Origin of the sequence: Taylorella asinigenitalis ATCC 700933 (assembly GCF_000687755.1) — a bacterium.
Classification (GTDB): Bacteria; Pseudomonadota; Gammaproteobacteria; order Burkholderiales; family Burkholderiaceae_B; genus Taylorella; species Taylorella asinigenitalis.
The window spans coordinates 1-23,909 of the sequence record NZ_JHXN01000014.1 but is presented as its reverse complement, the minus strand read 5'-3'; the positions used below and the strand labels follow the sequence as shown (position 1 = coordinate 23,909).

At 37.2% G+C, this 23,909-nt stretch carries 22 protein-coding genes and 3 tRNA genes; 14 read left to right on the top strand and 11 right to left on the bottom strand.

The window, feature by feature from the left end:
• Positions 1-1,342, bottom strand: a 1,342-nt coding sequence (locus T432_RS0107070) for a UvrD-helicase domain-containing protein (RefSeq protein ID WP_028884720.1), incomplete at its 3' end; no start/stop codon positions are given.
• A gap of 27 nt (positions 1,343-1,369) precedes the next feature.
• Between T432_RS0107070 and T432_RS0107065 the strand changes: the two genes are divergently transcribed.
• On the top strand, positions 1,370-2,149 hold the full coding sequence (locus tag T432_RS0107065) for a phosphodiester glycosidase family protein (RefSeq protein ID WP_028884719.1): 780 nt from the start codon (positions 1,370-1,372) through the stop codon (positions 2,147-2,149).
• Here T432_RS0107065 and T432_RS0107060 read toward each other — a convergent pair.
• From T432_RS0107060 to T432_RS0107040, 5 genes are all read right to left on the bottom strand, one after another.
• Positions 2,136-3,707, bottom strand: a complete 1,572-nt coding sequence (locus tag T432_RS0107060) for a peptide ABC transporter substrate-binding protein (protein WP_028884718.1) — start codon at positions 3,705-3,707, stop codon at positions 2,136-2,138. The genes T432_RS0107065 and T432_RS0107060 overlap by 14 nt on opposite strands.
• Before the next feature lie 17 nt (positions 3,708-3,724).
• A complete protein-coding gene (locus T432_RS0107055) occupies positions 3,725-4,690 on the bottom strand; it encodes an ABC transporter ATP-binding protein (RefSeq protein ID WP_028884717.1) in 966 nt (321 codons plus the stop codon).
• A complete protein-coding gene (locus tag T432_RS0107050) occupies positions 4,691-5,533 on the bottom strand; it encodes an ABC transporter permease (RefSeq protein ID WP_028884716.1) in 843 nt (280 codons plus the stop codon). It abuts the gene before it with no gap.
• On the bottom strand, positions 5,534-6,463 hold the full coding sequence (locus T432_RS0107045) for an ABC transporter permease (protein ID WP_028884715.1): 930 nt from the start codon (positions 6,461-6,463) through the stop codon (positions 5,534-5,536).
• Between the two features lie 82 nt (positions 6,464-6,545).
• Complete coding sequence (locus T432_RS0107040) at positions 6,546-7,367, bottom strand: ATP-binding cassette domain-containing protein (protein ID WP_028884714.1); 822 nt, start codon at positions 7,365-7,367, stop codon at positions 6,546-6,548.
• 35 nt (positions 7,368-7,402) lie between these two features.
• Here T432_RS0107040 and T432_RS0107035 point away from each other — a divergent pair, with 35 nt between their 5' ends.
• A complete protein-coding gene (locus T432_RS0107035; protein ID WP_015551757.1) occupies positions 7,403-8,320 on the top strand; it encodes a pseudouridine synthase in 918 nt (305 codons plus the stop codon).
• Here T432_RS0107035 and gyrB read toward each other — a convergent pair.
• The 3 genes from gyrB to dnaA are packed head-to-tail and all read right to left on the bottom strand — an operon-like array spanning position 8,309 to position 13,577.
• Complete coding sequence (gene gyrB, locus T432_RS0107030) at positions 8,309-10,750, bottom strand: DNA topoisomerase (ATP-hydrolyzing) subunit B (protein WP_028884713.1); 2,442 nt, start codon at positions 10,748-10,750, stop codon at positions 8,309-8,311. The genes T432_RS0107035 and gyrB overlap by 12 nt on opposite strands.
• A gap of 46 nt (positions 10,751-10,796) precedes the next feature.
• On the bottom strand, positions 10,797-11,981 hold the full coding sequence (gene dnaN, locus T432_RS0107025; RefSeq protein ID WP_028884712.1) for a DNA polymerase III subunit beta: 1,185 nt from the start codon (positions 11,979-11,981) through the stop codon (positions 10,797-10,799).
• 27 nt (positions 11,982-12,008) lie between these two features.
• On the bottom strand, positions 12,009-13,577 hold the full coding sequence (gene dnaA / locus T432_RS0107020; RefSeq protein WP_028884711.1) for a chromosomal replication initiator protein DnaA: 1,569 nt from the start codon (positions 13,575-13,577) through the stop codon (positions 12,009-12,011).
• Between the two features lie 244 nt (positions 13,578-13,821).
• Here dnaA and rpmH point away from each other — a divergent pair, with 244 nt between their 5' ends.
• The 4 genes from rpmH to yidC are packed head-to-tail and all read left to right on the top strand — an operon-like array spanning position 13,822 to position 16,293.
• A complete protein-coding gene (gene rpmH, locus T432_RS0107015) occupies positions 13,822-13,956 on the top strand; it encodes a 50S ribosomal protein L34 (RefSeq protein ID WP_013521800.1) in 135 nt (44 codons plus the stop codon).
• Positions 13,957-13,983: 27 nt separating this feature from the next.
• Positions 13,984-14,358, top strand: a complete 375-nt coding sequence (gene rnpA, locus T432_RS0107010; RefSeq protein ID WP_028884710.1) for a ribonuclease P protein component — start codon at positions 13,984-13,986, stop codon at positions 14,356-14,358.
• Entirely contained in the window at positions 14,348-14,587 is a 240-nt protein-coding gene (yidD, locus tag T432_RS0107005) for a membrane protein insertion efficiency factor YidD (protein ID WP_015551752.1), read from the top strand. Before rnpA ends, yidD begins: the two co-directional genes overlap by 11 nt.
• 53 nt (positions 14,588-14,640) lie before the next feature.
• A complete protein-coding gene (yidC, locus tag T432_RS0107000) occupies positions 14,641-16,293 on the top strand; it encodes a membrane protein insertase YidC (protein WP_028884709.1) in 1,653 nt (550 codons plus the stop codon).
• Between the two features lie 27 nt (positions 16,294-16,320).
• Here the strand turns inward: yidC and T432_RS0106995 are convergent, their stop codons facing one another.
• Positions 16,321-16,755 (bottom strand): HIT family protein, encoded by a 435-nt coding sequence (locus tag T432_RS0106995; protein ID WP_028884708.1) that lies wholly within the window; start codon positions 16,753-16,755, stop codon positions 16,321-16,323.
• 406 nt (positions 16,756-17,161) lie between these two features.
• On the opposite strand from T432_RS0106995, the gene mnmG reads away from it, so the two are divergent.
• The 7 genes from mnmG to T432_RS0106960 all read left to right on the top strand — a co-directional run bounded on the left by mnmG (position 17,162) and on the right by T432_RS0106960 (position 21,796).
• Positions 17,162-19,057, top strand: coding sequence for a tRNA uridine-5-carboxymethylaminomethyl(34) synthesis enzyme MnmG (mnmG, locus tag T432_RS0106990; protein WP_028884707.1), 1,896 nt, complete (start codon positions 17,162-17,164; stop codon positions 19,055-19,057).
• Positions 19,058-19,064: 7 nt separating this feature from the next.
• A complete protein-coding gene (gene rsmG, locus T432_RS0106985; RefSeq protein WP_028884706.1) occupies positions 19,065-19,736 on the top strand; it encodes a 16S rRNA (guanine(527)-N(7))-methyltransferase RsmG in 672 nt (223 codons plus the stop codon).
• Positions 19,737-19,740: 4 nt separating this feature from the next.
• Positions 19,741-20,508: a ParA family protein gene (locus T432_RS0106980; protein WP_015551747.1), complete on the top strand. Its 768-nt coding sequence runs from the start codon at positions 19,741-19,743 to the stop codon at positions 20,506-20,508.
• Between the two features lie 3 nt (positions 20,509-20,511).
• The gene (locus tag T432_RS0106975) at positions 20,512-21,462 is read left to right on the top strand and encodes a ParB/RepB/Spo0J family partition protein (protein WP_044971222.1); all 951 of its coding nucleotides are present in this window, start codon (positions 20,512-20,514) and stop codon (positions 21,460-21,462) included.
• Positions 21,463-21,527: 65 nt separating this feature from the next.
• A tRNA-Tyr gene (locus tag T432_RS0106970) sits at positions 21,528-21,613 on the top strand.
• A gap of 6 nt (positions 21,614-21,619) precedes the next feature.
• Positions 21,620-21,693: transfer RNA gene (locus T432_RS0106965), tRNA-Gly, on the top strand.
• Positions 21,694-21,721: 28 nt separating this feature from the next.
• Positions 21,722-21,796, top strand: a tRNA-Thr gene (locus T432_RS0106960).
• 95 nt (positions 21,797-21,891) lie between these two features.
• Here the strand turns inward: T432_RS0106960 and T432_RS0106955 are convergent.
• Positions 21,892-22,623 carry a tetratricopeptide repeat protein gene (locus tag T432_RS0106955; protein WP_028884704.1) on the bottom strand — a complete coding sequence of 244 codons (732 nt, stop codon included), beginning with the start codon at positions 22,621-22,623 and terminating at the stop codon, positions 21,892-21,894.
• Between the two features lie 261 nt (positions 22,624-22,884).
• Here T432_RS0106955 and tuf point away from each other — a divergent pair.
• Positions 22,885-23,909 (top strand): elongation factor Tu (gene tuf / locus T432_RS0106950; RefSeq protein WP_028884703.1); only part of this gene is annotated, 1,025 nt, incomplete at its 3' end.

The window sequence follows — 23,909 nt, the reverse complement described above, 5'->3', positions numbered from 1 at the left end:
AATAACAATTAACATGAGACTGTAAGAGATTTAATACACTGGCAAAAGGTATATCTTTGGAGGCAATGCTTTTGTATATCTCTTCTTTTTTATCTTCACTTAAATGACAAAATGGCAAATTAATTAGAGTAAGAAAGTAACTAGTTATTAATTTCTCTAAAAAATGCCGATTCGGAATATTAAATGGGTATCGCAGTATAAATAAAAGCGAAACCATTGCTACTGAGCTTGAGTAAAATAGCGGCTTGTTTTGTTTTTTTTTTGTTTGAGTGTATAAATAGAATTGGGCTAAGCTATTTTGTACATGGTCCTTTGAAATCACTACATAATCTTCTTTGGCATGTTGTTTAGGATCGAATCTTTCAATTTCAGTTTGATGCTCTTCCATAGACACTATAGGCCGTGTAATAACATCGGAAACTAAATTAGATAGGGTCTGTCCGTATCTATAACTATGATTTAAATAGGCTCTATCGGAATCGAAGTCCATTAAAAAACTATCGAATAATAAATCTGTATTCGTGCCTCTCCATTCAAATATATTTTGAAATCGATCTCCAACAGCAACTAACTTATGTGTTTTATCTGCAAGAAGTTTTATTAGTTCATATTGTTTTGGATTTGTATCGTGGTATTCATCTATAGCAATCAGCGGATATTTACAGACAAGATTATCTAAGGGATTTTCTTTAAGCAATAAAAGTAAATCATGCACTATGTCGGATGACATACGAAATCCGTAGTCAACATCCCAGTAGTTTTCAATTGATCCAAATAAACCACCATCCTCGACTAATGAATTCTCATCATCGGGAAGCCATGAGCTTCTAAAAGAGTCGTAGTTCATTAGAGCTTGTCGCACAATCCTAGCATCATGAGTTATATGGTCACCTAATATGTCATATAAAACTTCTGGATATGCATCATACATTTCAGCCGCAGCCGCTCTATAGTACTGCATATCACGCATTAGAGCTTTGAGACTTGTCCAATTAGATGCGAGCACATCAATCTCATTACCTTGAAGATAGCCAGAGTAATACAACTGGTCTACACTTTTCTTATAAATATCTGGGAGAATATTCTTGATAACGTACTCTTCATTTAATAGATATTTTTTTGCACCTAATCTATTTAATAAATTTAATGCATAACTATCAATCGTAAATACATAATGAAAAGATATATTTAATTTATCTAAATAACTTTTCATGACATCACGGCCAGTTTTACTGAAAGTGAGCAATAGTGCGGGTGTAGTTGAATTTAAAGACCTCACCAATTTCGTAATATGAGTTGTTTTGCCGCTTCCTGCGACACCTTCGATTAAAATGGCTCTCATAAGTTAAATAAATACACTTTTAGATACATGATTAAAAGTATTGTTTTCTTCCTTACTCTTTTTTTCTCTTATAGTTTTGCACAAGCTGAGACTATTAGCCCATGTGTAGATTACATCACAAAAAAAGATAAGCATGTGCATATAGTTTCAGTCGATTTATCATGCCCAGATATTCAAATTATAGGCACCCCTAAGGATGAGTCTGGTACTACATCATCTTTTGCTTTAAAAAACAAAACTACTGTGGCCATTAACGGCACCTTTTTTGACGAAAATCGTGCTCCTATGGGTCTAAATATAACTTCAGGACAGCTCATAGGTCCTCATAAAGACTCTGCAGTTTATAGCTTTATGGCATGCACAAAAGATAAAAAATGTTTTATCGAACCTTCCAATAAAATAACAAAAGCTAGGAAAGAGTGGGATTTTGCAATTAGTGGTTGGCAGACCTTAAAAAATGGAAAATTTTACTGCGATACCGATAATGAAAATTCAAAATGCATGAGAAACGGTAGATTTAATCACCCTCGCACTGCAATTGGATTAAGTATAGACGGAAATACCTTATATATTATCGTAGTAGAAGGTAGATTAATTGAATACCGAGGCTACACTTTATATGAATTAGCTAAAGAGTTTGAAAAACTTGATGTCCCTATCGCTTTAAATCTTGATGGAGGAGGAAGCACTACCTTAGTTATCAATGGCACTAGAGTAAATCGCTTACCTCCTGGACAATTATATATAGAGCGTTCAGTAGCAAATCATTTAGGAATCATCGACTCCACCCCTACTAATCCTTGGTAGCACCTTTAAGATCAATCCAGCCTACTGGATGTCTTAAAACCCCTTTCACATTAGGTTTTTGCATAAAAATCTGGTTATAAAAATAAAGTGGAAATATCGGTGCTTCCTCTAACAATATTTTCTCTGCCTCTATAAGCATATTCCAACGCTTATTAGGGTCCACTTCATTTCTAGCTCCTTTTACTAATTGATCATAGTTTTCATTTGACCATTTTGTTCTATTCATAGAAGAGCCTGTAAGAAAACTCTCAAGCGAATTATATGGATCCGCATAGTCGTTTAGAAAAGAGCTTCTTGAGAATTGCAATTCGCTAGCTCTCTGTTTAGAGAAAAAAACTTTGCTTTCCATACTTTGAAGTTTAATGTCCACTCCTAAATTTTGTTTAAGCATATTTTGTATAGTTTCAGCAATTTTTTTATCGCTTGGATTATTTACAAAACTTAAAGTTACCTCTGGAAGCTTAGAGTAATTTTGTTCCTTCATACCAGCTTCAAGAAGCTTTTTAGCTTCAGCAGCATCAAAGCGGATTAAGTCGCCACTCTCATCCCTAAAATCTTTTGAATTAGGCCCCACAAAACCAGGTGATACAAAACCATCTGCCGTTTTACGACCTTGTTTTACTACATATTTAACTAGTTCATCACGATTAATAGCCATTGCAAAAGTTTTTCGTATATTTTTATTATTAAATGGCTCCATACCTACATTAAATCTGAAGAAATACACCCCAGCAGTCGGAAGGTTTTGTAATTCCTTATTGTCTTTTAATTTATCGTACATAGATGCTGGAATTGGTGATGGGGTCATATCCAATTCATCGCTTCTATACATTTGATATGAAGTGTTTTCATCATTTACCATGACCATATCCACTTCATCCAACTTAACAGCATCTTTATCCCAATATTGTGGATTCTTTTCTAAAACAATCCCTTGAGAATGCTTCCATTGTTTTAAGATGAATGGACCGTTTCCTACAAAAGTTTCCGCCTCAGTAAACCATTTAGGATTTGCAGAAGCTACCTTCTGATTAATAGGAAAAAAGCTAGGATTTGTGATTATATTTAGAAAAGCAACATTCGGTTTTTCAAGCTTGACTTCAAAAGTTCGATCATCAATTGCCTTAATGCCTAAATCACCGCCCTTACCTTCATTAAAAGCCTGAGCCCCTTTTATATCTGAAGCCAAAAAAGCGGCTGGTGATGCTGTCTTAGGATCAAGCATCTGAGTCCAGGCAAAAACAAAATCTTGGGCCGTAAGAGAGTCCCCATTTGACCATTTCAAATCAGGACGTAATTTAAAAGTATAAGTTAGCCCATCTTCAGAAATAGTGTAGGATTCTGCGACTGCAGGTGCCGCCTTATGATCTTTATCTAATCGAACAAGCCCTTCCATAATATTATTCAATGGCTCCCAAGAATTAGAATTAAAACCTTGAGCCGGATGTAGAGAACTAGGCTCCTCCACATTGTTCATATATAGGGTTGTTTTAGCTAATAATGGCGTGGTGGCAATGGCCATGCACAGAAAAATAGATTTTGAAAAACCGAATTTCATATATCACTCCTAAACGATTAATCTACATTACACCCAACTCTTTCATCTTTCAACCAACATTTAACTAGGTTATTCCCTAGTTTGTAGCTTGGAGGCTCCTCGGATAAGCACTTAGATATAGAAACCTGACAACGCTCATAAAAAGCACATCCTTTAGGTGGCAATGCTAAATCAGGCGGCTGCCCTTCGATAGCATGCAACTGCTCAACATTTTCAGCCAACGACGGCATCGATGCGAGTAAAGCCTGCGTATATGGGTGCTGTGGCTTAGTCAAAATATCCTCAACCAAACCTGATTCCACAACCTGACCCGCATACATCACAAGCATACGATCAGCTACCGCCGATACCACACCCAAATCATGAGTAACAATTAAAAGCCCCATATTTAGCTGCTTTTGAAGACCCTTGATAAGTCGCAAAATTTTAAGTTGAATGGTCACATCTAGGGCCGTTGTCGGCTCATCTGCAATCAATAGAGCAGGGTCACACATCAGAGCCATCGCAATCACAATTCGCTGCAACATACCCCCTGAAAACTCGTGCGGGTATTGCCTAAAGCGCTCCTCGACCCTATCAAGCCCCACGCGCTCAATCAGGTCCAGAGCACGTTTTTTTGCCTCAAAATTCGAAATTTTTTTATGATGCCTAATGCCTTCTACTAATTGGTCACCGACACGCATAGTTGGATTGAGAGCCGTAAGTGGATCTTGGAATATCATTGAAATTTTGTTTCCTTGAATACCCCTTCTTGAGTTGGCAATGTCCTCGCCCTCATAAAAAATACTCTTCTCAGAAGTCTTTGTAAATTTAGGCGGATTAAGTCCCATTATTGCATGACAAGTAACTGATTTACCGCAACCAGATTCCCCCACAATCGCAAGCGTCTCACCCTTTGCAATCTCAAAACTAACTCCTCTTACAGCTTGTATTGAGGCATGTTTAGTTTCAAATGTGACCCATAGATTTTCAACTTTAAGCATCTATCGCCTCTTGCCTTGTAATCTAGGGTCTATAGCATCTTGAAGACCATCACCGAGAACATTAAAACCAAACATAGTTAAGGATATACATAAAGCGGGAAAGAACAGCTGCCACCATTCGCCAGAGAGAATAACGCCTAAAGCATCATTAGTCATAACACCCCATGAAGCGTGAGGAGCTTGCACCCCTAAACCAAGAAAACTTAAGGCCGCCTCAGCAAAAATAGCACTTGGTACTGTCAATGTCATCTGCACGATAATAGGTCCGATAGCGTTGGGAATTAAGTGTTTGCGGATTATGTGGACATTGCCACCGCCAAGAAGTCTTGATGCTTGTACAAATTCATAATTCTTAAGTTGTAAAACCTGACCGCGAACTAAGCGAGCCATACCAATCCAACCCGTCACTGTCAACGCAACGATAATCGTAAATAGGGAAGAACCCATAACGACCATCAATAAAATCACTATCAGAAGATTAGGAAGACCATACAAAATCTCAACTATACGCATCATAATCGTATCTGTGCGACCCCCTTTCAAGCCGCTGAATCCACCATATGTCACTCCTACAAACAAGTCTATAAGAGCGGCCATAAATCCTACGAAAAGCGATATACGGGCCCCATACCAAGTGCGCACAAATACGTCGCGACCTAGGTCATCAGTTCCAAACCAATGAGCCGAAGACGGAGGCAAATTCTGCTCGCTAAGAGACTGAGCACTTACGTCGTAGGGCGAAAACATGGGTGCAAATATTGCACAGGAAATAAGCAAAATAAGGATTGCAAGCCCGAACATTGCAAGCTTATTGGACTTAAGTTTTTCCCATACTTCGCTCATCTATGAATCCTTCTTGCTAAGACGAATGCGAGGGTCCAGAAAACCATAAGCGATATCCACTAAAAAGAGCATAATCACAAGAACGGAGGAATAAAACACTGTCACGCCCATGATGACTGGATAATCGCGGTTTGCAATAGAGTCGATAAAATATTTTCCCATGCCAGGGATAGCAAAAATTTTCTCAATCACAAAGGTGCCTGTGAGTATAGATGCGAGAAGGGTTCCTAGAAGCGTAACTACGGGAAGAAGGGCGTTTCTTAATGCATGACGAACAATAACTTGCGTTTTTGATATGCCCTTTGCTGTGGCTGTGCGAATATAATCCTGAGACAGAGTCTCAAGCATACTGGCACGAGTGAGTCGGGCGATAATGGCCATGGGTGCGGTTGCGAGGGCGATGATTGGTAAAATCATGTGCATGGTGGTTTTCCATGTGGCTACGGGGAACCAACCGAGATTAACGGCGAATTCTTGAATAAGCCAAGTAGCGAGCACGAAATTGGGAATTGAGATACCAAGGACTGCAAATCCCATGGAGAGATTGTCGATCCAACCTTGATGATGGATTGCTGCAATGACACCGAGGGTGAGACCAGAGAGCATTGCCACAATGATAGACCAGATTCCAAGCTCAAATGACACTGGAAATGCCCTCGTAATCAGCTCTAAAACTGCGGTGTCGGGCTGATTTATAGATGGGCCAAAATCTAATGTGAATATCGATTTTAGATAGGCGAAGTACTGCACATAAAGCGGCTCATCTAAATGGTAGAATTTCTTCAGATTCTGTTCTACTGCGGAATTGAGCGAGCGATCACTATCAAAAGGCGAGCCAGGAACCAAATGCATAAGAACGAATGTAATGCTAGCGATTGCAAGAATCGTAAGCACCATAAGCAGGCATCGCTTAATTACGTATTCTCTCATGCGGGCTTCCTCGTGAGCAGCCTTGCGAAAAGGGATGCAACGCTTGGCCTGCGACTCATCGTGCGAGGCTTCATGCGGGGCTTCATGCGGCGGCCTCGATTTTTTTGCGTGCGACAGACGGGTCGATAGGCAATACAGCATTCAAAAGCTCTTGCGTATATGCGGTCTTCGGACATTTATAGATCTCATCGCTATCGGCAATTTCAAGCAATTCACCTTTATACATCACCCCCACGCGATCTGACATTAAGCGAACAACCGATAAATCATGCGATATAAATATCATCGTAAGACCATGCTCTTTTTGGATTCTCTTTAAAAGCAAAATTATCTGCGTCTGTACCGAGACATCGAGAGCTGAAACCGCTTCGTCGCACACGATAAATTTTGGCTTTAAGGCAAGAGCACGTGCGATAGCAATCCGCTGACGTTGGCCGCCAGAAAATTCGTGAGGATATTTCGTGGCCCATATCGGGTTAAGACCTACTTCTTCAAGAAGCTCATAGACTCTACTTTTACGAGCTTCTTGCGATTTATAAGTATGATGAATCTCAAAAGGCTCCGATAAGATGGACATAACATTCATCCGCGGATTTAAACTCGCATAAGGATTTTGAAAAACCATCTGCATGTTCTGAGCAATATATGTACGTTGAGATTTCGAAGGATTCAATAAATCTATATCTTCATACAAAATCGTCCCACTATCAGGGGTAAGCAAGCCCATAATCACGCGTGCAAGCGTGGATTTTCCGCTACCTGACTCGCCCACTATACCAAGCGTTTCACCTTGTTGCACTTGAAGAGAGATATTTTTAAGAGCCAGCACATTAGAATTCTTAAGTGAAAAATTTTTGCTTATATTTTCTGTGGCAATAAGCGTGCGGCTTGTCGATGAAGGCATAATTTATAATACTGTTCGTTTACTTATTTTATCTTATGGATATGCTCCAATCCCCTCTTCCTAGCCGAGGCGGAATTACCGCAAGTCGTCTCTATTTGCCGAGGGAAAAATGGCCTAACCTATGGGAATTTCTCGTTCAAAGATTTCCTCATCTTTCACCTACGATACTACAAATGCGACTCGAAAGAGGCGATTTTGTTGACTCTAATGGTAATCCTGCAAAATTAGATTCACCCTATACCGCCGACTCTTGGCTTTGGTACTATCGCGAAGTGGAGGATGAGCCGCAAAATCCGCATAAACTTGAAATTCTCTACGAAGATGAGCTGATAGTGGTCGTAGATAAACCACATCTGCTCGCAAGCATACCAGGCGGAAATCATCTTTACGAATCGGCACTCGTGCGATTGCGGCTAATCTTAAATGATATCTCAATTAATCCTATCCACAGACTAGATCGGGAAACAGCAGGTGTCCTTGTGTTTTGCAGGCAAGCAAAATACAGGAGTCAGTACCAAATACTTTTTCAAAATCGAGAGATAGAGAAAGTTTACGAATGCATTGCCACAAATGCGAAAGAGGATATGACTTTCCCTTTAAGCCGTAAATCATATATCGAGAAAAGCATAGACTATTTCACAATGATAGAAAATTTTTCACGCCCACCAAATAGTCACACCGATATAGATTTCGTAAAATCCGTAAAAAATGGCAATGCCCTCTATCGCCTTTATCCTCACAGCGGAAAAAAGCACCAGCTAAGGGTACATATGTGTGGGCTTGGGCTACCAATCGTAAATGATAATTTTTACCCTGTTTTACTGCCACAGAGGGATAAAAATGATTTCTCAAATCCACTGCAACTACTGGCCAAAAGTATCGAATTCAAAGATCCAATAAATGGTCAAATTCGATACTTCGAAAGCCAGCAAAGGCTTGAATTAGATATCTAAGTCACTAACTAGCATCGCATTTTCCTCGATAAATTCGCGACGAGGCTCAACTCTATCACCCATAAGCATATCGAAAATCTGGTCCGCAGAGATGGCATCCTCAATCTGAACCTGAAGCAGGCGGCGCACAGATGGGTCCATAGTAGTCTCCCAGAGTTGATCTGGATTCATCTCCCCAAGACCTTTGTATCTTTGTTTATCGACTGATTTAGAGGCTTGCTCGAAAAGCCAATCAACGGCTTCCTTAATGTCCTTAATCGCTAATTCAGAGCGTTTAGCAGCCTCACCTCTAAAAACTTTAGCTCCTTCAGTGATTAGGCCGCGGAAGGTTTCACCCGCATTAAGCAATGTTTTATAGTCATTACTAGCAAGGAAATCGCGATTTATGATGGTCGTATCTTTATTTCCGTGAATCCATCTGTTAATAACGATATAGTGCCTATTTAGCTCTTGATCGAACTGAGTGGAAATCTCAACGGTTTTAGGTTTACTTTCATCGTACAAAATCTCTTTAAGTGCCTCTGCACTTTCGATAGCATTTTGTTCGGTGTCAAGTTTCAGTTCCAAGCCATGCGATATCGCTCTAAGAGCAGGCTCGTCCATAATTCTGCTAAGCCTACGAATAACCTTATCTGCAGATATATAGGTGGCAATGTACTCCTTAAGCTCATCCCCTTCGATTATTCTATTACCTAAATCGATGCCTGCATCCTTTAAGGCTAATTCCTGCATAAATTCCGCTTCTTCGGCATCATCTTTTAGATAGCGCTCGACCTTACTTCCTTTGATACGAACTTTATACAAAGGTGGTTGGGCAATGTATACGTGACCTTCCTCTACAAGCTTAGGCATCTGGCGATAAAAAAGTGTAAGCAATAGTGTGCGAATATGTGCTCCGTCCACGTCCGCATCGGTCATGATAATAATACGATGATATCTTAATTTATCGAGATTAAAATCCTGATCGACGCTTGTCCCCAATGCAGTAATCAAGGTTTTAATGGCATCACTGGCAAATATGCGATCGGCACGAGATTTTTCTACATTAAGCACCTTACCGCGAAGAGGTAGGATTGCTTGGAATTTTCTATTCCTTCCTTGCTTAGCTGAACCTCCCGCAGAGTCACCCTCTACGATATATAGTTCACATTTAGCTGGATCTTTCTCCTGACAATCTGCAAGTTTTCCTGGTAGACCTGCACCTTCAAGAATTCCTTTTCTTTTTGTTAATTCACGAGCTTTTCGAGATGCTTCACGAGCTCTTGCGGCCTCAATGATTTTTATGCATATATCGCGAGCATCATTAGGATTTTCTAGAAGCCATGTTTCTAGATTTTCAGCTACAACTTCTTCTACTGGAGCCCTAACTTCACTTGAAACTAATTTATCTTTAGTTTGACTGCTGAATTTAGGCTCTGGTAATTTTACTGATAGGACACAGCTTAATCCCTCACGCATATCCTCGCCTACAAGCTCAACTTTAGCTTTTTTAGCAAGGTCGGTTGATTCTATATATTTATTGAATACTCGAGTAATAGCCGCTCTTAAACCAGTTAGATGAGTACCGCCGTCACTTTGTGGAATGTTGTTTGTATAGCATAGAACCTGCTCATTCATGCTATCAGTCCATTGCATAGCAACATCCACCTCAACTTCAACTCCTCCAGCAGATGAGGATTTATTTGCGTGAAATATGTTTGGATGAATAACTTGCTTGTTTTTGTTTATGTAGGAAACAAAACCTAAAACTCCACCTGAGAATTCAAAATTTTCTTCCCTTTCGTGAAGTTCATCAACCAGACGAATTTTTACTCCATTATTTAGGAAAGAAAGTTCTCTTAGTCTTTTAGAGAAAACCTCATAGCTGTATTCAATCTTCCCGAAAATCTCTGAGTCTGCAAGATAGTGAACTTTAGTGCCTCTATTTTCAGTTTGACCTATAACCTTAAGCGGCTCTACTTTAACTCCCCTATTAAAGGTCATTTCATGCACTTGACCATTACGACGAATGGTTAAACGAAGCCACTCTGACAATGCATTTACGCAGGAGACGCCTACACCGTGCAAGCCACCAGAAACTTTATATGAATTCTGATCAAACTTTCCACCAGCATGAAGTTCAGTCATTACAATTTCAGCCGCACTTCTTCCATACTCATCGTCCTTATGGACCTCTACAGGTATTCCTCGACCATTATCCGCAACAGAAATAGAGTTATCTGAGTGGATAGTTACGACTATGTCATCGCAATAACCTGCAAGTGCTTCATCGATAGAGTTATCTACTACTTCAAACACCATATGGTGCAGGCCAGTCCCATCAGAAGTGTCCCCAATGTACATACCTGGGCGTTTGCGAACAGCCTCAAGTCCTTTGAGCATCTTGATGGAACTTGCGTCGTAAGATGGTTTAAGCTTTGTATCAGTCATATATTTAATTCTTATTGTTAATTGAAATAGTTAAAATGCCAAAGATTTATATTCTTAATGGCATAACTACATATTTAAATTCATCATCTTCTGGAACAGAAATTAATAATGATGAATTAGACTCACCACTCATAGATAGAATTACATTTTCGTATGAACTAAGTACGTTTAGTACATCTAGAAGATATAGAGCATTGAATCCCATCTGAATTGGTTTATCGTTATAAACAACACCAATCTCCATTTTGGATTCCTCTTGGTCAAGATTGCTCGATGAGATTGTTAATAAATCATTAGCGAAATGAAGCTTAATACTGTGAAGCTTATCTTCATTGACCAGAATGTTTGCTCTATTTAAATTCTCATTCAGAATAGATCTTTTAATAGTAATCTGAGTCCCATATCCCTTAGGAATAACCTTATCGAAGTCAGGAAATTTACCTTCCACTTGTTTGGAGATAATCTCAATATTCCCGAACACAAAGCGGATACTCCTACTAGAGACACTTATACGAACATCGCTATTACTATCTTCCAAAAGTCGCAATAAATGCTCAACAGTTTTTCGTGGAATTATGACCTTATCAGACTCTGTTACCCCTTCCACTGATTCAGCAGCATGAGATAATCTATGACCATCGGTAGCGACACCATGTAATTTACCAGGCTCTATAACCAGCAACATCCCATTTAGATAGTATCTGATATCATTTTGAGCCATGGCACATGAGACTAGACTTAGAATCTTTTTAAGATCTTTGGCTTTAATAGAGAAGTTGCTCTTCCAGTCAACATCAAAATCCGCTTCAGGATAGTCAGCCCCTGGCAATGTTTGTAAAGTAAAACTGCTGTCTGCACCTGTTAAGTTAATTTTAGATTCCGATAAATTAGCTTCAATCATAGCCCCAGTAGGCATAACACGAACTATGTTCATAAATTTATGTGCTGGAACTGCAATTTTTAGAATATTGTTATCGTCTGAAAACTCTTCTTGTCCATCTAAGATTTCTGGTTTTGAATTTGTTTCAAAATCAGCCTCAGAATCCCTTCCAAAATTTAATCTAGTCGTAATCTGAATGGACATATCACTAGTCACAAGGTCAAGATATTCTGGACTTTTACGAATAAGAACATGAGCTAGAATTGGCAATGATGCCCTTTTTTCGACAATGCCAACTACAGTTTCAAGCGGCTTTCTAATAGCCTCAGTCCCTTGATAAAAAACTTGCATAGTTACCTCTAATTTTTCCAATGACCATTAACTTTTTAGAATTTGTTCAAGAATTCTAATATCATGGTTTAAAACGCGATCTTCCTTACGCGAAGAGGCAATCTTTTTGACGGCGTGATGGATTGTTGAGTGATCACGACCTCCAAAAGACTGACCTAATTCAGGATAACTCTTTCTAGTAAGTTCCTTAGACAAATACATAGCCACATGCCTTGCATTTACTAAGGGGGCTTTACGAGATTTAGAATATATATCTGAAATCCTTATTTTATAATAATCTGCAACTATTCTCTGAATATTTTCAACTGTTAACCTACTGTTAATTTGACGTAAAACATCCCTTAGAGCATCCTTACATATCTCTACTGAAGGCTCCGTAATTTTCTTAAAGTCGCAGTAAGCAATAACTTTCTGTAGAGCACCCTCTAATTCCCTCACATTACTCTTAATATAGTTTGCTATGTAAAGAGCCACTTCATTGCTTAAAACGAAATTGGGACAGTCCTTTGCTTTATGTTGAAGAATAGAGACCCTATGTTCAATATCAGGAGGTTCAATTTCAATAACCATCCCATTTTTAAAACGTGAAATAAGTCGTTCTTCGATTTGATTTAAATCGTCTGGAAAAGTATCACAACTAATAACTACTTGTTTATCCATGTTTACTAGAGCTTCATATAGGACGAAAAACTCCTGCTGAGTTCTCTCTTTCCGTGCCAATAATTGCACATCATCCATAAGCAAAAGGTCTAGATTTACGTACTTACTATCTTGTGCCCTATACTCAATCCAGGTACCTCTAATCATCCTCTGAGTGATTTCCGTGTAGTACGTTTCTGCATGCATATAGAGTACATTTTTCATATTCTGTTTAGAAAAAAGCTCATTTCCTATTGCATGCATTAGATGCGTTTTGCCTAGGCCCGTCTTACCGTAAATAAATAATGGGTTATAGCCGTGCCTACCTACATGCCTAACTACATTTTTAGCTGTGACAAAAGCTTGTTGATTTGAGTCCCCTACCACTAGATTATCGAACGTGTATCGTGGTATCAATTTAGTAGACTCATAGAAGTTCCGCATTTCTTCAGGAACATAAACTGCTCCCGTGTATGAATATCGGTCGGCTGTATTTAAAGCAGGTTGAATTCTAGTTTGTTCAAAATGAGCAGAGGGACTAGCTTCAGAAGTATCCGAATCATCCTCCTCAAATTCCATAACTATCGTTTGGTCAGGATCGCTTTGGTTTTCTTTAAAATCACTCTTTTTGGTGGCAATGTTCCCGCCTACTTCAACTGAAGTAGTTTCAGATTTATCATGAATATCTTCGTGATGTTGTAACTGTTGCGATTGAGAGTTAAGTACTATTTCGACCTTAACTTTAACGTTAAGCAACTCTAAAATTACGTCTCGAATAGTATCCGCATAAAAATCTCTAACCCAATTCATCTTAAGATGAGTGGGAGCTGCTAGAATAATAGTCGAATCATCGTCTGAGAAACCGACAGGCTCAAGAGGCTTAATCCACTTAACCACTACTTCCGGTCCTAACACTTCAGTTAGTTTAGTAAGACATTTCTGCCAGAAATCCTTCAAAGCCCACCCCTTAAAACAAAGATTTTAACAAAAAAATTTTTTCTTTGAATAACTACGTAGTTATCCACATATTTGCTTTTTATACTACAACATAAGCAGATTAAAAGACAAATTTTTTAGTAAATTATTGACTTTATTTAATATTTTTTAGAAAATATACGTTTTCTTAAAATTTATATCAGTAGCTTCTTTTTGGATTTTTTTATTGGAAATCCATAGCTTATTGAATTTTTGGGGTTTTATTATGAAACGTACTTTCCAACCATCAGTTACTCGTCGTAAGCGTACGCACGGCTTTTTGGTTCGCATGAAAACTCGCGGTGGTCGTGCAGTTATTAATGCTCGTCGTGCAAAAGGTCGCAAAAGACTAGCTGTATAAGTTCTTATAGGCTAATTCAAAATTAGCATGTTATCTAACGAAGAATCTAGTTTTACTAAAAGAGTTAGATTACTTAACCCCTCTGAATTTAATCAAGTCTTTAAAAAAAGGATGATTAAAAGAGGGGTTTTTCTTACATTGCACTATTCTAAAAATGATTTTGATTATCCCAGATTAGGACTGGTTATAGCCAAAAAATTTTTTAAAAAAGCAGTTCAAAGAAATGCTATTAAAAGGATTTTGCGAGAAGAGTTTAGAGTACGTAAACTGCAATTATCAAGCAATGACTACGTATTTAGAGCTCACAAAGCATTGCCACCTATGACACTTACAGAACTTAAACGAGTTACTAAAACTGATGTTTTAGATTTATTTAATAGGATTGAGCGAAATGATAAATAAATTTTTCGTAAATCTTATAAAGGGATTGATTAAATTTTACAAGTTAGTTTTAAGTCCCTGGATGGGCAATTCATGTCGATTTACACCGACTTGTTCTACTTATATGCAAGAAGCCCTTGATAAATATGGAGCAATACAGGGATCTTATCTTGGATTTAAGCGAATTTGTAGATGTAACCCATTATTTAAAGGTGGGATTGACCCCGTACCCCAGAAAGAAAAATTATAATTTAGTAATTTTGTCAGTTAAACTTAATGAATTTTTAATCTATAAGACACACCATGGAATTTAGACGCACCATTCTTTGGATGATATTAGTTTTTTCACTATTTACTTTATGGTCAAATTGGAAAGCTTATAATAATCCTACCCCTATTAATAATAATTCTGAACAAGTACAGAATCCTGCCACTCCAAATGTTCCTTCTGCTGGAACTACTAGTGTTACACCCAATGCAACTAAAGAAAGTGCTTCTCAAATAAATCCAAACTCAGAAAAGCTTACATTTAAATCTGACGTGCTTGAACTAACATTTGATACAGTAGGTGCACAGATTATTGAAGCGAAACTTCTAAAGCATCACGATTCCGAGAATTCCGAACTTCCTACTACTCTCTTAAATTATAAAGATGGTCTATATACAATCCAGAGTGGTGTTTTATCTCAAACAGCAAACAAGACTTTTCCGAATCAAGCCTCTGTATTTAAATTAGTATCAAAAGAAGAATTTAAAAATTCTGAAAGTGCAAAAATTGTATTTGAAGCAGAGTCTGATGGTGTTAAGGTTAAAAGAACTTATACATTAACCAAAGATTCATATGATATTAAAGTTAACGACGAAATAATTAATATTGGTACAGAACCTGTATCAGCTATCCATTATTTGCAAATTACTAGAGATGGTGAAAAACCTAAAGATACTGTCTCTATGAGTAATACTTATTGGGGTTATGCTGTTTATAGTGATGAAGAAAAATTCGAGAAAATCCCCTTTAGTGATATAGATGATAAGTCTGCAGACTATATTTCTAAAACTACCAATGGATGGATTAGTTTTATACAACATTATTTTGTTACTGCATGGGTATTTGAAGGTGGAAAAGAGCATCATATAGAATTTAGAAAAGCTGGTCAAAATCTTTATGCAGCTAGTGCTAGTCAGGTTCTTGGAACTTTAGCTCCACAACAAACTACCACAACATCTTCTCATTTATGGGTTGGCCCTCAGGATCAAAAAGCACTTGTTAAAGTCCATCCAGAGTTAAACACTGTAGTGAATTATGGATGGTTAACATTTATTGCCAAACCAATGTTTTCACTAATGTCATGGATTAATACTGTAATTGGTAACTGGGGTTGGACAATTGTAGTTTTAACAATAATTATTAAGCTCCTGCTCTACCCTCTTTCAGCTACAAGCTATCGTTCTATGGCTAGAATGAAAAATGTAGCACCTCGCATGAAATTACTTAAAGAACAGTACGGAGATGATAAGCAAAAACTTAATGCCGCTATGATGCAGCTATATCGCACAGAGAAAATTAATCCATTAGGTGGTTGCTTACCTATCCTTTTACAGATTCCTATTTTCTTGACCTTATACCGAGTAATTCTATCTAGTGTGGAATTAAGAGGAGCACCATGGATTGGTTGGATTACTGACCTTTCAGTTCAAGATCCATACTATATATTACCTATTTTGATGATACTTACAATGTTTCTTCAAATGAGGATGAACCCAACACCTCCTGATCCAACTCAAGCTAAGATTATGATGATTATGCCGCTTGTATTTGGAGCTATGATGTTCTTCTTCCCTGCTGGCTTAGTTCTTTATTGGACTGTAAATAGCTTATTATCTATGCTTCAGCAATGGTATAACACTAGAAGATTTACACAAACAACTAATGAGAAAATATTAACTCATAAATAAAAAAAGTCCCTAAATGGGACTTTTTTTTTATATCATCGCTCTAAGTTCATCAGCAAATTTTTTTAGTTCATCCATATCAACTTGAGTTTTAGAATGAGCTGCTAATTCTTGATCTGAATAAACAGGAATTAAATGAAAGTGGACTTGGAAAACTGTTTGCCCTGCCACTTCATGATTGAATTGTTTTATTATCATTCCATCAGCTTTAGTTAATTTCATAAGAGCTGGTGCAATTTTTTTTGCAGTATTCATGCATGCATGTGCTGCTTCTAATGATAAATCAAAAAAGGTAGTAGATTTCTCCTTGGTAATAATTAAAACATGACCCTTGGATTGAGGCATAATATCCATGATTGCTAGAGTTTGATCATCTTCATATATTTTAAAAGACGGTATTTCATTTCTTATTATTTTAGAAAATACATTTTGCTCGTCAAAATCATGACCAAAATTTTCATTCATATCTCATCCTTTTAATAAGTTTGTTTATAAGCATTGTAGAACAATTGGAAAAATGAAATACTTTATAAAATGTTCTAAGTTATCAACATCTATAAAAATGTTTTCATCAAAGTACTAACTATAAAATTTAATTTAAATATATGAAATTTAAAACCAAATTCAAGTTATTCACTTAATTCAATACACAATATAAATTTATTAATAAATATATATATTAATAATTAAGTTTGTATTTAAAATATTTTGAATCAGTTAAAAAATTAATTAAAAAACACAAGTAATTAATATTTATTATTATTAAAAATTTATCCACAGATATATCCAAAATGTTCCACGTGAAACATTAAATAAAAAATTTTATAATTACTGCTCAGTTTTTTTGATTGTTCCACGTGGAACACTTTTTATGTATTACCCTGAAGAATTTGATGTAATTGTAGTAGGTGGCGGTCATGCAGGAACAGAAGCAGCTTTAGCTTCTGCACGCACTGGTGCTAAAACTCTTTTACTAACTCATAATATTGAAACTATAGGTCAAATGTCCTGCAATCCCTCTATAGGTGGTATAGGCAAAGGGCACTTGGTAAAAGAGATAGATGCATTAGGCGGTGCTATGGCTCTAGCTGCTGACGAGGCAGGTATTCAATTTAGAATATTGAATTCGTCTAAAGGACCTGCTGTTAGAGCAACTCGTATTCAAGCTGATAGGCTTTTATATAAACAAGCAATTCGCGGACGAATTGAAAATCAAAAAAATCTTTTTGTATTTCAACAAGCAGTTGAAGATTTATTGGTAGAAGGTGATTCAGTTGTTGGTGCAGTTACTCAAATTGGATTTAAATTTAAGTCAAAAGCAGTTGTATTGACCACTGGGACCTTTTTGAATGGTCTAATACATATAGGTTTAACTCATTATAAAGGTGGACGAGCTGGTGATCCTCCTGCAGCTACTCTTGCTGATAGGCTAAAAGAATTAAATTTACCCCAAGGAAGATTAAAAACAGGTACGCCTCCGAGGATTGATGCTAGAACTATTGATTTTTCTAAATTAATAGAACAAAAAGGTGATAGCAATCCAGTACCTGTATTTTCTTTTATGGGTACTGAAGAAATGCATCCAAGACAAATCTCTTGCTGGATTACTCATACAAATAAAAGAACTCATGAAATTATTATGGAAGGTCTTGATAGATCTCCACTATACACTGGGGTAATTGGTGGAGTTGGTCCAAGATACTGTCCATCGATAGAAGATAAGATTCATAGGTTTTCTCATAGGGATTCGCATCAAATATTTCTTGAACCTGAAGGACTTTTTACCAATGAAATTTACCCAAATGGTATGTCTACAAGCTTGCCTTTTGATATTCAATTAAGATTTATTCAATCAATTAATGGATTAGAAAACGCCTATATATTAAGACCAGGATATGCTATTGAGTATGATTATTTCGATCCTAGGGAAATAAAAGCCAGTTTAGAGACAAAATCTATTAAAGGTCTTTTCTTTGCAGGTCAAATAAATGGAACCACAGGTTATGAGGAAGCAGCTGCACAAGGTTTAATTGCTGGATTAAATGCATCAAGATACGTAAAAGAACTTGAACCCTGGTATCCGAGAAGAGATCAAGCTTATATGGGTGTATTAATTGATGATTTAATTACTAAAGGTGTTTCCGAACCTTATAGAATGTTCACTTCTCGGGCTGAATATAGACTTAGTTTGAGGGAAGATAATGCAGATTACCGCCTAACTGAAATTGGTAGAGAGTTAGGGTTAGTTGATGATGCTAGGTGGGAAGCATTTGAGAGAAAAAGAGAAAATGTTGAGCGAGAGATTCAAAGACTTAGAGACTTTAGATTAACTTCAAAATCTATATCTCAAGATGAAATGATTTCTAAATTTGGAAAGGTTTTTGAAAAAGATTACACCTTAGAAGACCTATTAAAAAGACCAAATGTCTCCTACAAAGATTTAATGGATTTAAATCTAGAGGGTGATATTAAAACTAATCCAGAAATTTCATTAAATGCAAAAGAAGTTGAACAAATTGAGATACAAACGAAATACCAAGGCTATATTTCTAGGCAAAAAGAAGAGGTCGATAGAGCCTTGAATTATGAAAATTTAAAAATTCCGCAGTCTATAAATTATGATGATTTAATCCATTTGTCTTTTGAAGTTAGACAAAAATTAAAAGAACATCAACCTGAGACAATCGGTCAAGCTAGCAGAATTTCAGGCGTTACGCCAGCTGCTATATCTTTATTGCTTATTCATTTAAAAAGAATGGGTGGATAAAAATATCATGCAAGATCAATTGTTAGATATCCTTGAAAAAGGGCTTAAAGACTTAGATTTAGAAATATCAGATGATAAAAAACATAAACTAGTTGAATATCTTAATCTACTTCTTAAATGGAATAAGACTTACAATCTAACATCAATTAAAAATTCTTCAGATGCACTTAATCTACATATTTTAGATTGCTTGGCTATCATTAAACATATTGCAGATGTGAAGAAGCAATATTTTTCTAATAAAGATGTTATAAGTCTTGTAGATGTTGGATCAGGAGGGGGTTTGCCAGCAGTTGTACTTGCTATTGTTTTAGATTTTCTAAATGTATATAGTGTAGATTCTGTAGAGAAAAAGACGACTTTTGTTAAGACAGTTGCCTCATCTTTGAAATTAACTAATTTGACTTCAATTCATACACGAATTGAAAATTTCAAAACTGATTTTGATATTGATATTTTTATAAGTAGAGCTTTTGCTTCTCTTAGCGATTTTATAAATTTAGTTGATCCATTAAGTACAGATAAATCAATTGTATTAGCTATGAAGGGAAAATATCCTTCAGATGAATTAGAAGAGCTTAATGCAGAAAAACTTAATTGGAACTTGATAAATAGTATAAATATAAGTGTACCTGGTCTTGAAGCTGACAGGTGTTTGCTAATTTTTAAAAAAGGGTAAATTTGTGGCTAAAGTCTTTTGCATTGCCAACCAGAAGGGCGGAGTAGGTAAAACAACAACTGCAATTAATTTAGCAGCAAGTTTAGCTGCATTAAAAAAAAGAGTGTTATTGGTGGATTTAGATCCTCAGGGAAACGCTACTATGGGAAGTGGTATTGATAAGTTATCCTTAAGCAACTCTGTTTATGAAGTTCTTATCGGTAAATGTGCTATTCAGGATGCAATAATAAAATCAGAGTCTGGCGGTTATGATGTTTTACCTGGAAATAGAGAATTAGCTGGTGCGGATATGGATTTAGTGGATGTGCAAGGAAGAGAAAAACAGCTTTCTGAAGCACTGTCATCTATATCTGATAAATATGATTTTGTCTTGATTGATTGTCCTCCTACTTTATCTCTATTAACTTTAAATGGGCTTAATTCAGCTGATGGCGTTTTAATTCCTATGCAATGCGAATACTTTGCACTAGAGGGATTAAGCGATTTATCCCATACGATTAAATTGGTTAATAGAAATATGAATCGAAACTTAAAGAGCATTTCTCTATTACGAGTTATGTATGATAATCGAATCACTTTACAGCAGCAGGTTTCTGAGCAACTTATAGAACATTTTAAAGACAATGTATTTAAAACAATCATTCCTAGAAATGTACGTCTAGCTGAAGCACCTAGTTATGGAATCCCTGGAGTATTATTCGATAAAAATTCTAGGGGTGCTGTTGCGTATAAAGATTTTGCAAAAGAATTTTTGAAGAAATTCGGAGGTTAGTAGATGGCTACTCGTTCTAATAAAAAATCAATTTCTAAAAAACCTGCAAAGACCTCATCTGTTGGATCTAAGAATAAGAGGGGGCTAGGGGGACTCGGCTTGTCAAATTTATTACGAGAAGACATTGATGTTCTAGAAGTAATAAAAAAACCTGACCTAGCTAGTGTTGTCGAATTACCCTTATCAAAACTTCAACCTGGTAAATACCAACCTCGCAAGCATATGGACTCCGAGAATCTTGATGATTTGACAAATTCAATTAAAAATCAAGGGGTTATGATTCCCATACTAGTTAGACCTATATCAAATGATAAATATGAAATCATAGCTGGTGAACGTAGATTCCGAGCTGCTACAAAAGCTGGATTAAGCGAAATTCCCGCTTTAATCAAGGAAGCTAATGATGAACAAGCCTCTATCATGGCTCTTGTAGAGAATATGCAAAGAGAGGACTTAAAACCTCTAGAGGAAGCTAGAGGAATACGACAACTAATAGATGAATTCAAATTCACCCACGAACAAGCCGCAAAAGCTGTAGGCAGATCAAGATCTTTTACTACTAATTTATTAAGACTATTTAACTTAGCACCAATTGTTCAAGAATTATTGGACGAAGGAAAATTGGATATGGGACATGCTAGAGCTCTTCTAGCTTTAGATAGTGCTCAACAAATTATCCTGGCTAATCAGGTTGTAGCTAAAGGATTATCTGTAAGAGAGACTGAAAGACTTGTTTCTAAGCAATCGGAAGATATTAAGACAAGCAAACCGAAAAACAAGAAAAAATCAAATGATATTCTTAGACTTGAAAGCCAATTATCTGACCACTTCAATACTTCTGTAAATCTTAAGATGAGTTCTAAAGAAAAGGGTCAACTAATTATGAACTTTCACAGTTGGGACCAACTTAACGAAATCCTCGATAAACAAGGTGTACTGGAACTATTGGATTAGTACCACAGAATTATTGACAGCTTTTTACCCTTATAATATACTTAAAAATTACACTAAATTGTGTAGGTAGAGTGCCCGAGTGGCTAAAGGGGGCAGACTGTAAATCTGTTGGCTAGCGCCTACGTTGGTTCGAATCCAACCTCTACCACCATCAAATGCGGGTGTAGCACAATGGTAGTGCAACAGCCTTCCAAGCTGATGACGTGGGTTCGATTCCCATCACCCGCTCCAATACTAGGTCCCAGCACCATACAGAATCGCTCTTGTGGCTCAGTGGTAGAGCACTCCCTTGGTAAGGGAGAGGTCGCGGGTCCGATTCCCGCCAAGAGCACCATGAATTCGCCTGAAAGCTAGTGTTTAAGCGGCTTTTATAAAATTAAAAAAATCTTTAGTACTAGCTGTAGTACCTAAATTGTGCAATATACTAGATTAACGAAGTCGACTCAGTTTCTTGCAAGATTCCTTATTGCCTAGATTACAGCCTTTATCGTAGAATTTTGAAGCTACTTTAGGAATTTTCGATACTATTTTGCCTGTGCTATATATATTTCCAGCACGCAAGCAACTTTCAGCTATATCAAATCTACATGCTTTTTCGTAAGAAACAACGGCTTTCAAAATGCCTGAGCGATCGCTAGATCGTGATTCCTGCATTAAACCGAGTCTGTGGCATGCTTTCTCATCGACCATATCGCATGCAGTTGAATAGTAAGCGTAGGCTTTATTTCTGTTTCTTGATACGATTTTACCCTTTTCGTGCAACTCTCCGAGTTGAGTACAAGCACGTCTTTCGCGTTTGTCGCAGGCTTTGGTAAGTAGTTTTATAGCCGTTTTATTTCCTCTTAACCCTTCTTCTCGGTTAAGATAGGCTTTACCTAAGTTAAAACAAGCTTCAGCAACATTTATATTGCAAGCTTTTCTCCAAAGATCTATAGCTCTAGATTTATTTTGTGGAGTGGCAGCTCCAACATAGTAATAATTTGCTAGAGTATTGCAATAGTAGGTTTCGCCTGAATAGCATTTATTTTCAAGATTAATAATATCGTTCTCGGTGGGACCTGAGCTTTGATATACAGTTCCTCTAGGATTACTTGGTGTCACAGTTTCACAGCCAGCAACTATTAAGACTGCAAACGCAAGGGCTATCTTAGGTAATTTCATTGGACTCGTGGTTTATTAAATGTTCATTAACTATAGGTCTTTATTGTTAATTGCATGTTACATGTAAAGATTGTTTGGCTTTTCCATTTACCCTTTTAGGTGGCAATGTCCCCGAAATCCAACAATTTCCAATTTAAATTATAAAAGTACTTGATATTTTTAAAATTTTGCTTTACACGGCATATTGGTTTATGTTAAAAATAGGGTTTTCCCTTTTATATTTATAACAATATTATCCTCTAATCCTTAGGAGTAGGAAGCATGGCTAAAGAGAAGTTTGAACGTACCAAACCACACGTTAACGTAGGTACAATCGGTCACGTAGACCACGGAAAAACAACATTGACAGCAGCGATTACGACTGTATTGTCTAAGATGTACGGTGGTGAAGCGAAAGACTATTCAGCGATTGATGCTGCTCCAGAGGAGAGAGCACGTGGTATTACTATTAATACAGCACACGTAGAGTATGAGACAGCAACACGTCACTATGCACACGTAGACTGCCCAGGGCACGCTGACTATGTAAAAAATATGATTACAGGTGCTGCACAGATGGACGGAGCGATATTGGTATGCTCAGCAGCAGACGGTCCTATGCCACAAACACGTGAGCACATTCTTTTATCACGTCAGGTAGGCGTACCTTATATTATCGTGTTCTTAAATAAAGCGGACATGGTAGATGATGAGGAGCTATTAGAGTTAGTAGAGATGGAAGTTCGTGAGCTTTTATCTAAATATGATTTCCCAGGTGATGACACACCGATTATTAAAGGATCAGCTAAGTTAGCTCTAGAGGGAGACGAAGGTCCACTAGGAAAAGAAGCGATTCTAAAATTAGCAGAAGCTTTGGATACATATATTCCAACACCAGAGCGTGCGGTAGATGGAACATTCTTGATGCCAGTAGAGGACGTGTTCTCAATTTCAGGTCGTGGTACAGTGGTTACAGGCCGTATTGAGCGTGGTGTGATTAAAGTAGGCGAAGAGATTGAGATTGTAGGTATTCGTGAGACAGCTAAGACTACATGTACAGGTGTAGAGATGTTCCGCAAGCTACTTGATGAAGGTCAAGCAGGGGATAACGTGGGCTTACTACTTCGTGGTACAAAACGTGAAGACGTAGAGCGTGGTCAAGTGTTAGCAAAACCAGGCACAATCAAGCCACACACTAACTTCTCAGCAGAGGTGTATATTCTATCTAAAGAAGAGGGTGGCCGTCATACACCATTCTTCCAAGGATATCGTCCGCAGTTTTACTTCCGTACAACGGATGTGACAGG

Bases quoted from the DNA above. Each gene is read 5' to 3' on its own strand.
- T432_RS0107065 (WP_028884719.1), top strand. From the start codon at position 1,370: ATGATTAAAAGTATTGTTTTCTTCCTTACTCTTTTTTTCTCTTATAGT.
- T432_RS0106975 (WP_044971222.1), top strand. From the start codon at position 20,512: ATGGCTACTCGTTCTAATAAAAAATCAATTTCTAAAAAACCTGCAAAG.
- T432_RS0107040 (WP_028884714.1), bottom strand. From the start codon at position 7,367: ATGCCTTCATCGACAAGCCGCACGCTTATTGCCACAGAAAATATAAGC.
- yidC (WP_028884709.1), top strand. From the start codon at position 14,641: ATGGAATTTAGACGCACCATTCTTTGGATGATATTAGTTTTTTCACTA.
- rsmG (WP_028884706.1), top strand. From the start codon at position 19,065: ATGCAAGATCAATTGTTAGATATCCTTGAAAAAGGGCTTAAAGACTTA.
- gyrB (WP_028884713.1), bottom strand. From the start codon at position 10,750: ATGACTGATACAAAGCTTAAACCATCTTACGACGCAAGTTCCATCAAG.
- mnmG (WP_028884707.1), top strand. From the start codon at position 17,162: ATGTATTACCCTGAAGAATTTGATGTAATTGTAGTAGGTGGCGGTCAT.
- rpmH (WP_013521800.1), top strand. From the start codon at position 13,822: ATGAAACGTACTTTCCAACCATCAGTTACTCGTCGTAAGCGTACGCAC.
- T432_RS0106955 (WP_028884704.1), bottom strand. From the start codon at position 22,623: ATGAAATTACCTAAGATAGCCCTTGCGTTTGCAGTCTTAATAGTTGCT.
- T432_RS0107045 (WP_028884715.1), bottom strand. From the start codon at position 6,463: ATGAGAGAATACGTAATTAAGCGATGCCTGCTTATGGTGCTTACGATT.
- T432_RS0107035 (WP_015551757.1), top strand. From the start codon at position 7,403: ATGGATATGCTCCAATCCCCTCTTCCTAGCCGAGGCGGAATTACCGCA.
- T432_RS0107050 (WP_028884716.1), bottom strand. From the start codon at position 5,533: ATGAGCGAAGTATGGGAAAAACTTAAGTCCAATAAGCTTGCAATGTTC.
- T432_RS0107055 (WP_028884717.1), bottom strand. From the start codon at position 4,690: ATGCTTAAAGTTGAAAATCTATGGGTCACATTTGAAACTAAACATGCC.
- T432_RS0107060 (WP_028884718.1), bottom strand. From the start codon at position 3,707: ATGAAATTCGGTTTTTCAAAATCTATTTTTCTGTGCATGGCCATTGCC.
- T432_RS0106995 (WP_028884708.1), bottom strand. From the start codon at position 16,755: ATGAATGAAAATTTTGGTCATGATTTTGACGAGCAAAATGTATTTTCT.
- rnpA (WP_028884710.1), top strand. From the start codon at position 13,984: ATGTTATCTAACGAAGAATCTAGTTTTACTAAAAGAGTTAGATTACTT.
- dnaN (WP_028884712.1), bottom strand. From the start codon at position 11,981: ATGCAAGTTTTTTATCAAGGGACTGAGGCTATTAGAAAGCCGCTTGAA.
- yidD (WP_015551752.1), top strand. From the start codon at position 14,348: ATGATAAATAAATTTTTCGTAAATCTTATAAAGGGATTGATTAAATTT.